This is a genomic window from Shewanella morhuae (genome assembly GCF_900156405.1).
GTDB lineage: Bacteria > Pseudomonadota > Gammaproteobacteria > Enterobacterales > Shewanellaceae > Shewanella > Shewanella morhuae.
On sequence record NZ_FTNN01000004.1, the window covers coordinates 93029 to 104941 of the forward strand.

12 protein-coding genes are annotated in these 11913 nt (G+C 44.6%); 10 read left to right on the forward strand and 2 right to left on the reverse strand.

The genetic code is table 11. The annotated features are described in order from the left end of the window. Positions 1-212: 212 nt before the first annotated feature. Both BW947_RS06395 and pepB read right to left on the reverse strand, forming a co-directional pair. A complete protein-coding gene (locus BW947_RS06395) occupies positions 213-716 on the reverse strand; it encodes a GNAT family N-acetyltransferase (RefSeq protein ID WP_076497678.1) in 504 nt (167 codons plus the stop codon). 168 nt (positions 717-884) lie between these two features. Next, positions 885-2177, reverse strand: coding sequence for an aminopeptidase PepB (gene pepB / locus BW947_RS06400; RefSeq protein WP_076497680.1), 1293 nt, complete (start codon positions 2175-2177; stop codon positions 885-887). A gap of 181 nt (positions 2178-2358) precedes the next feature. Between pepB and sfsA the strand changes: the two genes are divergently transcribed. The 10 genes from sfsA (at position 2359) to BW947_RS06450 (ending at position 11875) form a co-directional block, all read left to right on the forward strand. Next, a complete protein-coding gene (gene sfsA, locus BW947_RS06405) occupies positions 2359-3063 on the forward strand; it encodes a DNA/RNA nuclease SfsA (RefSeq protein WP_076497681.1) in 705 nt (234 codons plus the stop codon). A 163-nt stretch (positions 3064-3226) separates the two neighbouring features. Next, positions 3227-3670, forward strand: coding sequence for an RNA polymerase-binding protein DksA (dksA, locus tag BW947_RS06410; protein WP_076497683.1), 444 nt, complete (start codon positions 3227-3229; stop codon positions 3668-3670). 210 nt (positions 3671-3880) lie between these two features. Then, positions 3881-4786: a tRNA glutamyl-Q(34) synthetase GluQRS gene (gene gluQRS / locus BW947_RS06415; protein WP_076497684.1), complete on the forward strand. Its 906-nt coding sequence runs from the start codon at positions 3881-3883 to the stop codon at positions 4784-4786. 19 nt (positions 4787-4805) lie between these two features. Further along, positions 4806-6326 (forward strand): polynucleotide adenylyltransferase PcnB, encoded by a 1521-nt coding sequence (locus BW947_RS06420; protein WP_076497686.1) that lies wholly within the window; start codon positions 4806-4808, stop codon positions 6324-6326. Beyond that, complete coding sequence (folK, locus tag BW947_RS06425) at positions 6326-6814, forward strand: 2-amino-4-hydroxy-6-hydroxymethyldihydropteridine diphosphokinase (RefSeq protein WP_076497687.1); 489 nt, start codon at positions 6326-6328, stop codon at positions 6812-6814. The genes BW947_RS06420 and folK overlap by 1 nt, the downstream gene beginning before the upstream one ends. A gap of 56 nt (positions 6815-6870) precedes the next feature. Further along, entirely contained in the window at positions 6871-7665 is a 795-nt protein-coding gene (panB, locus tag BW947_RS06430) for a 3-methyl-2-oxobutanoate hydroxymethyltransferase (RefSeq protein ID WP_076497689.1), read from the forward strand. Between the two features lie 27 nt (positions 7666-7692). Continuing rightward, entirely contained in the window at positions 7693-8538 is an 846-nt protein-coding gene (gene panC / locus BW947_RS06435) for a pantoate--beta-alanine ligase (protein ID WP_076497690.1), read from the forward strand. 371 nt (positions 8539-8909) lie between these two features. Next, positions 8910-9437: a DUF4124 domain-containing protein gene (locus BW947_RS06440; RefSeq protein WP_076497692.1), complete on the forward strand. Its 528-nt coding sequence runs from the start codon at positions 8910-8912 to the stop codon at positions 9435-9437. 513 nt (positions 9438-9950) lie between these two features. Then, on the forward strand, positions 9951-10370 hold the full coding sequence (locus BW947_RS06445) for a curlin (RefSeq protein ID WP_076497694.1): 420 nt from the start codon (positions 9951-9953) through the stop codon (positions 10368-10370). 14 nt (positions 10371-10384) lie between these two features. Beyond that, positions 10385-11875, forward strand: coding sequence for a curlin (locus BW947_RS06450; protein ID WP_076497696.1), 1491 nt, complete (start codon positions 10385-10387; stop codon positions 11873-11875). The last annotated feature ends 38 nt before the right edge of the window (positions 11876-11913 follow it).

Sequence of the window (11913 nt, forward strand, 5' to 3'; positions counted from 1 at the left end):
ATGAAAAGTTAATTCCGCATCCATGCTTGATCTGTTGATTTCCTTGAGTATGTCAGCAACCTATCTAGTTATAACGTGTTAATTCCACATCCATGCTTGATCCGTTGATTCCCTTGAGTATGTCAGTAACCTATCTAGTCATAACGTGTTAATTCCACATCCATACTTGCTCTGTTGATTTCCTTGAGTATGTCAGTAATCCCATTTTAACGTCATTTTCTACGCACTAAATTTTTGTACATCACCATACATTCTAAGGCGATGCCTCTGGGCGAACAGTAAATAGAGTCCTCTTCTAGGCCTTCACCGCCAAAACCACTGTGGCGATAAAAATCTACCGCATTAAGGGTTGATTCTAATCTGAGTTGAGCAATACCCTGATTAAAAGCCATGGTTTCAATAAACTGTAATAAGGCTTTACCTACACCAATTTCCATGGCATCTGGGGCGACAAACAGTGCTTCTAACTGGGCATAGGGTTCATCAAGCATAATGCTACCGACCACGGTTTTAAGCTGCGTATTTACACTGAACTGCTCTGCCACATAAAAATGTGCGGCAACAATACGGCTAAACTGCTCGGTTAATTCACCCTCGGTCCAAATAAGTAAATCACCCGCATCATAAAATCCGCTACAGCCTTTATTAATGGCCGCGTTGCGAATATCCCAACAGGCTTGAGCATCATCTTTAGTCGCTTTTCGTATCGTTATCATCATGTTTCTCCAACACACCTTAGCCATAACATGCCATGGGGCCACGTAATAGCCAAGCGAACGTGTAGTATCTGATTTCACGCAATAAAAAACCGCCCAAAGGCGGTTTTCATCAAGTCAGTAAAACTTCAATAGATCTTAGCTAACATAGCTGACTTTGACCTAGGTTTAACCTTTGATTAATTCACTGATGGTCAATACACCGTGAGTCGTGGCGCCAGCGCCCCACAGTGCAGAAGCTGAATCTTCAAAGGCGCCCGCTAAGTCAACATGCAACCATTTTGCTTCTGGTGCAACAAAGCGCCATAGGAAACCTGCCGCATTAGAAGCGCCGCCCGCACCGCCGCCTTTCATTGCGCGGCTGTTCACCGTATCGGCATAGGCCGACGGGCACATTTCTTTATGCCAAGCGTCCAGCGGCAACGGCCAAACACGCTCGGCAACACTGATGGCTTTTTGCTGAGCCAGTTGCAATACATCAGCCTGTGGCGAGAAAATTGCGTTGTAGTTTGAGCCAACTGCCATTACAGCAGCGCCCGTTAATGTGGCAGCATCGATAATAAAAGGTGCACCGGTTGCAGAAGCAGCTTGCAGACCATCGGCTAGCACTAAACGCCCTTCTGCGTCAGTGTTAACCACTTCAACAGTTACACCATTTTTGTAGGTCAGAATATCACCTAACTTATAAGCACGGCCGCTGATCAGGTTTTCAGCACAACATAAGAACAGTTTAACCCGCTTATTTAGGCCTGATTTGATCGCTAAACCGAGCGCAGCGGTCACAGTGGCGGCGCCGCCCATATCGCATTTCATGCCTAACATGCCTTCGGAGGCTTTAATGCTGTAACCGCCAGAATCAAAAGTAATCCCTTTACCCACAAGCGCAACCGATACCGGTGCATCGGCAGCTAATGGATTGAAGTCTAACTCTAACATTGCTGGTGGACGTTCACTGCCACGGCCCACAGCATGGATACCAATCCACTGTTCTTCAAGCAGCGCTTCGCCTTCGATAATACGATAACTAATTTTGTCGCCACCCACATCTGCCAGCCATGTCGCCGCTTGTTGGGCTAATTTCACTGGCGATAAGTTTTCAGGTGTGTCGTTGATAAGCTTGCGAGCAAAAGTTGCCACATCAAAGCGACGCTGTAATTCAGTTTGCACCGCATCATCGCCGCACCAATGGATTTGATAGCCTGTTTTCGCTGTCGCAAAACCTTGGGCGAATACCCACTGGCTATTGAGATCCCACAACGCCCCGTCTAATACGACGCAACTAATGCCTTGGCTGCGTAGTTTACGTGCCGCCATTTGAATTTGACGTAGTTCATCACCACCGGCTAAATGAATTTGCGCGCCGCCTGCAGTAAAAGTTACATCGGCTTTGCCCCAATGGGCGGCAGGTGCATCTTTGGTTAATTGTACTTTCATCAATTCAGTCATTTTTAGTTCACTCATTGTGGATCCTTATTTTTAGATTCGTTTTAGAACAATCAATTTGAACAAACGGTATGACGGCAGTTTACTGCTAGCCGTCGGTGACGCAAAGCAATTGAGCAAAGTTACTCGGGTAAAATCTGTAAACATTTGCAAAATTTGTTAGGCTTTGCGGCCTAGAATAGCCGAGATAGGTCTACTGATGGAATTTGCTCCGCCACTACAACAGGGTATTTTATTACGCCGCTATAAACGTTTTCTGGCCGATGTGCAGCTAAGCAATGGCAGTGAAATCACCCTACATTGTCCTAATACGGGATCGATGCGAAACTGCCTGTATCCCGGTGAAACCGTGTGGTTTTCGACCTCTGATAACCCTAAACGCAAATATGCCCATACGTGGGAATTAATGACTACGCCCAACGGCAGCTTAATTGGCATTCACTCAAGCCAGGCCAACGCCTTAGCGGAGGATGCGATCAATAAAGGTATCATCAGCGAACTAACAGGTTATGACAGCCTAAGCCGAGAAGTAAAATACGGTGATGAAAATAGCCGTATCGATATCTTGTTGCAAGCTGCTCAAAAACCCGCCTGTTATATAGAAGTCAAAAGTTGTACTTTGCTTGAGGATGGTCAAGGCTATTTCCCCGATGCCGTGAGTCTGCGAGGCCAAAAACACTTACGTGAATTAATGCATATGGTGAGCCTTGGCCATAGGGCGGTGCTGTTATTTGTAGTACAACATTCAGAGATAACCTGCGTCGCTCCAGCGGCACACATCGACCCTGAATATGCTAAGCTACTGAAAATAGCTGTGTTAAGTGGAGTTGAAGTATTAGCCTATCGCTGTGAAATATCCCCCACAGAGATTAACCTAGCTTACCCCTGTGTTGTCCGAGTATGATGTTAAAACTGAGTTAAATGTTATTTCGTTTACATTCGCGAACGCAGTCAAATAATTCAAACAATTCAGTATGAAAAGTTTGCCTCGATGTAAAGATTCTGGTATAGATAGCGGCCGTTCTTAAGGACGCCCTACAAACGCAAATGATTACAGGAGATGCGTTATGCCTGAAGGCACCAAAAAACTTGGCGTACTCGCTATCGCAGGTGTAACTCCCTACCAGGAAAAGCCGGGTGAGGAATACATGAACGCTAAGCAACTGGGTCACTTCAAGACAATTCTTGAAGCTTGGCGCAATCAGTTGCGTGAAGAGGTCGACCGTACTCTTAACTACATGCAGGATGAAGCCGCAAACTTCCCCGATCCTGTTGACCGTGCAGCACAAGAGGAAGAGTTCAGTCTCGAACTTCGTGCTCGCGATAGAGAACGTAAGCTGATCAAGAAAATCGAAAAAACACTGCAAAAAATTGAAGAAGACGACTTCGGCTTCTGTGATTCTTGCGGTGTTGAAATAGGCATTCGCCGTCTCGAAGCGCGTCCAACAGCCGATCAATGTATCGACTGTAAAACGCTTGCAGAGATCAAAGAGAAACAAATGGCTGGTTAATCAAATATAATAGGCGGGTCTTCCCCGCCTATTTTTTTGTAGTGAAAAAATTCAATACTTCAACTTCAATATCCCAATTTCAAAATCCGAGGTTTAAGATCTAGGTTTTAAAATCTAAGTTAACGCCATAATCGCCTCCATACACCAGCATTCGCTTTTATTCTTATCTGCCTCTAAAATACCCCAGCTTTTAAATACTCGTTAAATATTATGCTGAATCGATTGCACTGTGATTTATCCCGCCAACCTTATGTCGGCCGTTTTGCACCTTCGCCTTCAGGCGCCTTACATTTTGGTTCGCTTATCGCTGCCCTTGGTAGCTATTTACGCGCGCGTTCACAACAGGGCAAGTGGCTAATCCGCATTGAAGATATTGATCCTCCGCGTGAAGTCAAAGGTGCTGCCGATGATATTTTACGCACCCTAGAAGCCTATGGGTTTGAATGGGATGATGCACCTTTATATCAAAGCCAGCGTACTGAGGCCTATCAAGCTCACATTGATGCGCTACTCGCCCAAGATAAAGCTTATTTCTGCCAATGTAGCCGCAAACAAATTCAAGCCATGGGCGGTGTCTACGATGGTCGCTGCCACCGATTACCCGCCGCTCAGGCTTTAAAGATGGGCGCAGTGCGAATCGTTAATACAGCCAGAGTGCAAGAGTTTGATGATAATTTAATGGGCCATATTAACGTCGACAGCCATTTTGCCGCAGAGGATTTCATTATCAAACGCAGTGATGGCCTGTATGCCTACCAATTGGCCGTGGTGCTCGACGATGCCTATCAAGGGATTACTGAAGTGGTTCGAGGCTGTGATTTAATCGAAGCCAGTTGCCGTCAACTGAGCTTGTATCAAAACTTTGGTTTGACTGCACCGCAGTGGTTGCACCTACCGCTGGCTTGCATTAGTAAAGGCTTTAAGCTCTCCAAACAAAACCATGCGCAGGCGATTGATACACGTAATCCACAGACGAGTCTCAATGCGGCACTGGTTTTTTTAGGCCAAGCCCCAGTTGAAAACCAGACTGATGTGGCACAAATGCTCGCGCAAGCTGTGGTTCAGTTTCAATTATCTGCAATCCCGCAACAATCTGAGATACTGATCGAGCCCTGATATACTCATTAGGCCGCATTTGGTATATGATAGCCGCCAGATTTTTAATCAAATAACAGATCATATTTCGAGGTGTCCCATTTTTCGCCGTATCAGCCAATTCTGCAAACAGCTATTTGAAGACGCGCCTAAAACGACCGCTCCAACTCAAGCTCAGACTGAACCCTCCACACCCGAACAAAATTCTGGTGCGTTAAGCTTAGAGTTAGTGCCAAGAGATGCCCATACCGTCTCGCGCAAACAAATTAGCGAAAATGCCCTTAAGGTATTATACAGACTGAATAAATCGGGTTTTAAAGCCTATTTAGTCGGCGGCGGCGTACGCGATTTACTTTTAGGGATTGAACCGAAAGATTTCGACGTCGTCACCAACGCAACCCCAGAAGAAATCAAAAAGCTATTCCGTAATTGCCGTGTTGTTGGCCGTCGTTTCCGCCTAGCGCATATCGTTTTTGGCCGCGATGTTATCGAAGTGGCCACCTTTCGCGGTCACCATGGCGAAAGCAATGAGAAAGTCTCTAAAGCTAATGCCGAAGGGCGTTTGCTGCGCGATAACGTCTATGGTGAAATTGACGAAGATGCCGAGCGCCGCGACTTTACCGTTAATGCACTCTATTACGATATCAGCGACTACTCTATTCGCAGCTACGGCGGCGGTATGAACGATCTTAAAGCGGGGACTTTACGATTAATTGGCGATCCTGAAACCCGTTACCGTGAAGATCCCGTGCGCATGTTAAGGGCAGTACGTTTCGCCACTAAACTCAACATGACTATCGAAACCGTAACAGCGGCACCAATTAAACAATTAGCGCCGTTGTTAAAAGATATTCCTGCCGCACGTATGTATGAAGAAGTGCTGAAACTCTTCTTTGCAGGCAAAGCCTTAGCCAACTTTGAGCTAATGCAAGAATACAAACTGTTCGAACCACTGTTTCCGCAAGTGGCTGCACTGCTAAAGGATGATCCTAAAGGCGCTCCCATGAAGATGCTACAAGCTATCATGAAGAGTACCGACCAACGCGTTAACGAAGATAAGCCGGTCACGCCCTCTTTCTTTTATGCCGCCATTCTGTGGTATCCACTACGCCAACGCGCTGAAGATATTGCGCTTGAAAGTGGCTTAACTTTATATGATGCTTTTTTTGCCGCGATGGGCGATGTAATGGAGCAGCAATGCCAAACCATTAGCATTCCACGCCGTTTTAGTACGCCAGCAAAAGATATTTGGCAGTTACAGCTACGCTTTGACCGCAGTCAAGGCACCCGCGCCTTTAAACTGATGGAACATCCTAAGTTTAGAGCCGCATATGATTTGCTATTGCTCAGAGGTGAAGTCGAAGCTGGTAATCTAGCTAAGAGTGCAGCTTGGTGGCAACAATTTGTCGAAGCCGATGAAACAGAGCGCCTAGCCATTGCCCGTGGCGGCAGTAAATCGCCAAACCGTAACCGTAATGCCACTCAGCGTCGCCGTCGCCCTCGTGCGCCAAATGCTGATGGTTCTGCGCCAACCACGCCAAAGACAAAAGCCGCAGAATAATGCCTCGTGTCTACGTTGCGTTAGGCGCAAATCTTGAAGACCCAAAGGCTCAATTGGACAATGCTGTTGCGGCATTGTCCATATTAGCCTTAGAAAACCGCCTACAGGTTTCACCCTATTACCGCTCGGTGCCCATGGGCGATGTGGTGCAACCCGATTATGTTAATGCAGTAGTCAGTTTTGATACTGAGCTTACGCCATTAGCTTTACTCGATGCACTGCAGCAGATTGAGAACACCCAAGGCCGAATACGTCTTGAGCGCTGGGGGCCCAGAACCTTAGATCTCGATTTACTCTTGTATGGCAATGAGAATATTGATATTCCTAGGCTCAAAGTGCCCCACTACGGCATGAAAGAACGCAGTTTTGTGCTTGTACCTTTAGCCGCTATTGCACCGAGTCTTATTTTGCCCTGTGGCACTGCAATTACATGTCTCATCGATGCTAAAATGTTGGCCGAGTTACAACAACTGGGCATTGATCATTGAAGTCCGTCTCCAGTTAGCTTATAACACCACTTCTATTTGGTTTGAAGATCATCCATATGTCTAAAATTACTAGCTCAACCCTGTTGAAATATAAGCGGGAAGGTAGAAAATTCACGGCACTTACAGCCTATGATGCCAGTTTTGCCAACGCGTTTGATAGCGAAGGTGTCGAGGTACTGCTCGTCGGTGACTCTTTAGGAATGGTGCTACAAGGCCATGACGACACACTACCCGTCTCTACAGCGGATATCGCATACCACACGCGCTGTGTCCGTCGTGGTATTGAACGTGCCCTGCTGATCGCCGATATGCCCTTTATGAGTTACGCCACACCAGAGCAAGCCATGGTTAATGCGACTGAGCTAATGCAGGCCGGTGCCAACATGGTCAAAGTCGAAGGCGGCCATTGGTTGCTAGAAACCGTGACTAAACTGACTGAGCGCGGCATTCCAGTATGTGCACACTTAGGCTTAACGCCGCAGTCAGTGCATGTATTTGGTGGCTTTAAAGTACAAGGTCGTGATGCAGAAAATGCTCAACGGATTATTGACGAAGCCAAAGCGATGGAAGCTGCTGGTGCTCAACTATTGGTGGTTGAATGTATTCCTGCGCCATTAGCCGCAGCAATCACTGAAGCCTTAACAATCCCAGTGATTGGCATTGGTGCTGGCGCATCAACTGATGGTCAGATTTTAGTTATGCATGATGTACTAGGTATTTCAAGTGGTTATATTCCACGTTTTTCGAAAAACTACCTAAAGCAAACCGGTGAAATCCGTTCTGCTGTGCGAGCTTACATCGACGAAGTGGCCCAAGGGATATTCCCTAGCGACGAACACACTTTTAATTAGTCATAGATTTATGCAAGGTAAGGCTCAATGATCACTAGCGCCCATATTGATGATATTCGCACTCAAGTGCGTGCATGGCGTGCCAAGGGCGAAACCATCGCCTTTGTGCCAACCATGGGCAACCTCCATCAGGGACACATTACTTTAGTGCGCGAAGCGGCGCAAAAGTGCGACCATGTGGTGGTATCGATTTTTGTTAATCCAATGCAATTTGGCCAAAATGAAGATCTCGATGCCTACCCACGTACACTTGCCGCCGATAGCGCGGCCATTACTGCAGCAGGAGCCGAACTGTTGTTCACGCCCACGCCTGCGGTGATGTATCCCAAAGGGTTAAGCCAACAAACCTTTGTCGAAGTGCCGATGATTTCTGACGTATTATGCGGTGCCAGTCGTCCAGGACATTTTCGTGGAGTAGCGACCATAGTTTGTAAGCTATTCAACATAGTCCAACCCGATTTGGCTTTTTTTGGTAATAAAGACTATCAACAACTGTTAGTGATCCAAGCTATGGTTGAAGATTTGTCCTTACCGATTGAAATTATTGGTGTAGATACCATACGTGAAGACTCAGGTTTAGCTATGAGTTCACGTAATTGCTACCTTACTGACACTGAAAAAGCCGCAGCGCCAGCGCTAAAAATAGCTATCGATGCCATGGCAAAAGGGATCAAGCAAGGCGAGAGTATTGACGCAGTTACTGAGCAAGCGCAAGCCAGTTTAGTCGCAGCGGGATTTACACCCGATTACCTTGAAATTCGCCATGCTCATACACTTGAAGCGGCGCAGAGACAAGATCAAGCCTTAGTCATTCTAGCGGCGGCTTATATCGGTAAAGCGCGGCTTATTGATAATTTAAGATTCGAACGCTAATTTTGCGCATCAATAATAAAAAAGGAGCTACGTGCTCCTTTTTTATGTCATAAACGCTGCACGACTCTATTATTCCCTATTTTATCAAAAACTTAAAATACAAATCTTTTGTCTTATCAAAAACTGGTTTTATTAAATAAATTGCGTCATAGTATGATGCAGATGTTAATTTTAAGTATACTGGCGCAATTAAACTGGAGTGATTTAGCTTGCCGTTAGCAGTCAAAATACTCAGTATAAGCAGCTGGATAACACCTCAAAGTAGAGACTGAATAGCCGTCATCATAAAACGAGCTAATGACGATTTACCTCATAGGCTAAAAAGACTTAATCATGATCGCTATATTCGTTTACAAAGGATTTGTGGCCTAATGGCAAGACTGATACTCACCCTAATTTGGGTTCTTTTGCCCTGTCTCTCTCAGGCAAATACTATTTATAAGTGCCGTAAAGAGGATAAAGTAATCTTTAGCCAAACCGCTTGCCCACAAGAATTTAGCCAGCATAAAATTGAGTATCAACTGGGAGTGACCACAGAAGTTGATTCAGATAAAAAAGAAATATTAATCGATCCATTTCAAGCATTACTAAACCAAAAAACTATTTCAAAAGAAAAGTTATTGCAACTACTTGATGGCGAGATTTATCGTCTTAAACAAGAAAATAGTTACTTTGAGATTTTGCGCGCCAGCGAATTACAAAAATTAGAACGCAAACGTTATTGGCAAAACCAAGAAAAAAACGATCCTGAATATATAAATGAAATGAGCGATATCAACACTCACTTTAATGCGTCATTAATAAATAATAATGCTAAAATACAACAGCTAAGCGATCGAAAAACTCAAATCACTCGCGAAACTAGCACTGACACATCTAAAGAGCCAGAACTGCATTAATACCATTTGAGACATTAACGACTCCCCACCATTACATCTACCGTAGTTGAATACTTCTGTTTCAGCACATACTCCATCAACAATACCTTATCGTTAATCACTCACTCATGCAGAATCAAAAATATCATTTAAAATCATAGATTTAATAATCGCCCAGATAAAACCAACCTTGTATTTACAAACTAAATTCAATCACAGTGTTACCGCTCGGTCATGGCATACAATACTTACCTTATACAATCTAAAGACAAAAAATGCTCCAGCAGAATACGACTTAACTACTAGGCCGACTAGGTTAGTGACGATAAGCAAAAGTAGATAACACAGATAAAAGCTCAATTTAATCAATAAACTAACAAAAAAAGCTGCATTTGACGCTCAGGTAGTATTTCATTATTCATATCCTTTTGACCAATTGATTGATATTCACATGCCCAGTACTTTATGAACCTGAATTTGGATTATTCAGATTTTAGATAATTCAAAGTATTTGATGCATGCAAGGAGTCACTCGTGCCAAATCTATCTCTACGTTTTTTGGTATCGCTCATCTTGCTATGTAGTTGCATGACCTCAGCACAAGAGTTGAACGTCAGCGAGTTACCCGTAACCCTTCAAGCATTACTAGAACGCTCTGGGCGCGATAACCTTATCGAACTGGTTCAACAAGGCAATGCAAACCAAGGATTACTGTTCCAATCAGGTAGCGATAACAAGGCTGATGTAATGCAGGTGGGCAATGAGAACGATGCGCTAATTACACAGATTGGTTCAAATAACGAAGTTCAACTACTGCAAGTCGGCAGTCAAAATACGGCCTCAGTAACACAAATTGGCAATGACAATTTAGTGCAACTGAACCAATTAGGCAGCGGTAACTTTTCGATTCAACAGATTGCAGATGGTGCTGCAATCTCAATAACTCAATATTAAACAGGGAGCGTCACATGAAATCACAAGCTAAAAAATCTCTTATTGCTTTGGCCATTGCAACAGGTTTAAGCGGCAATGCGTTTGCAGCCAGCTCAGTGAGCGAAATTAGCGTAGTGCAATCTGGCGAACGTCAGGAAGCCTCAGTCTCACAAACGGGTATCATTAACGCAGCTTCAGTGGTGCAGACAGGTACAGATCAAGTCGCAACTGTGCAACAAAACGGTGTGTGGCACGAAGCGACTATTAATTCTACAGGCATAGATAACACAGTCAAAATAACGCAACAAGTTGACTGGCATGTGGCAAGTGCAAATGTTGTAGGCGACAACAACAATGTAAATGTGTCGCAAAATGGTTTCTTTAATCAGAGCAGCAACGATGTTGCTGGTAACGATAACACGGTAATCGTTAGCCAATTAGGCGAAGTCAACGACAGCCAAGTTGAAATCACTGGTGCAGAAAACAGCGTATCAGTTGAGCAAGACGGCGATGCTAACTTGGCAGTATTTCGCGTTCAAGGCAACGATAACGACGGTAAAATCACGCAATACGGTGATAACAACCAAGCGGGCTTAATCTCACTCGGCCTAACAGCTAACGTAGGTAACAACAACGACGTTTCTGTTGAACAAGTAGGTAATAATAACTTTGGCGCAGCTAAGGGTATTGCAGGCGACAATAATACTGTAGACATAGTCCAAAAAGGTGATAACCATGTTGGTTTCGTTTACGCACTAGCTGGCAGCGATAACGATATTTCAATGGACCAAAAAGGTAAAGGCAACACAGCTTACCTTGCGATGACAACAGGTGATGATAACACTGTCGATATTACCCAAAATGGTCGTGACAACACTATTGGTGATACGCTAGTGGCCGATATCCAAGGTGATGATAACGATATTACTATCACACAAAAAGGTAACGTCAACGGTGCTGAGTTCCAAGTATGGGGCAATAGCAACGACGTTGACTTGAAACAAAAAGGCGATGCTAACTTCGCAACCTTTGGTGCATACGGTACAGATAACGATTTCGATTTATCTTCTAAAGGCGATAACAACGAAATCGTTGCTTTCGCTGAAGGTGAAGACAACAGCATCGAAGTTAGCCAAGAAGGTGATGCTAACTTTGCTTATGTCGATGTAGTGGGTAGCGATAACGAAGTAGATGTCGAGCAAGATGGCCTTCAAAACGAAGCGGTCATTTCAATTGCTGGCAACAATAATGCTGATGTCACTGCACTGCAAAATGGCGATTTAAACCTTATCGATTTAATTATCGAAGGTGATAAAAACACGGCACTAATTACTCAATCAGGTAATGGTAACTGGGTAGGCGGTGATGACACGAGTTCATTTACTGTCGCCGGTGATAATAACAGCCTGTTGATTACTCAAGCTGGCAATGACAACTTGGTAGTAGGTTCTCAAGCGGGTAATAACAATAGCATTAGCGTTAACCAATCAGGCAACATGAACATTGCCAGTGTGGTGCAATACTAATCAGCTGCGATAATGGTTAACGGCCGAATCATGTGGCT

Coding starts and splice junctions, on each gene's coding strand:
- BW947_RS06395 (WP_076497678.1), bottom strand. CDS start 716: ATGATAACGATACGAAAAGCGACTAAAGATGATGCTCAAGCCTGTTGG.
- pepB (WP_076497680.1), bottom strand. CDS start 2,177: ATGAGTGAACTAAAAATGACTGAATTGATGAAAGTACAATTAACCAAA.
- sfsA (WP_076497681.1), top strand. CDS start 2,359: ATGGAATTTGCTCCGCCACTACAACAGGGTATTTTATTACGCCGCTAT.
- dksA (WP_076497683.1), top strand. CDS start 3,227: ATGCCTGAAGGCACCAAAAAACTTGGCGTACTCGCTATCGCAGGTGTA.
- gluQRS (WP_076497684.1), top strand. CDS start 3,881: ATGCTGAATCGATTGCACTGTGATTTATCCCGCCAACCTTATGTCGGC.
- folK (WP_076497687.1), top strand. CDS start 6,326: ATGCCTCGTGTCTACGTTGCGTTAGGCGCAAATCTTGAAGACCCAAAG.
- panB (WP_076497689.1), top strand. CDS start 6,871: ATGTCTAAAATTACTAGCTCAACCCTGTTGAAATATAAGCGGGAAGGT.
- panC (WP_076497690.1), top strand. CDS start 7,693: ATGATCACTAGCGCCCATATTGATGATATTCGCACTCAAGTGCGTGCA.
- BW947_RS06440 (WP_076497692.1), top strand. CDS start 8,910: ATGGCAAGACTGATACTCACCCTAATTTGGGTTCTTTTGCCCTGTCTC.
- BW947_RS06450 (WP_076497696.1), top strand. CDS start 10,385: ATGAAATCACAAGCTAAAAAATCTCTTATTGCTTTGGCCATTGCAACA.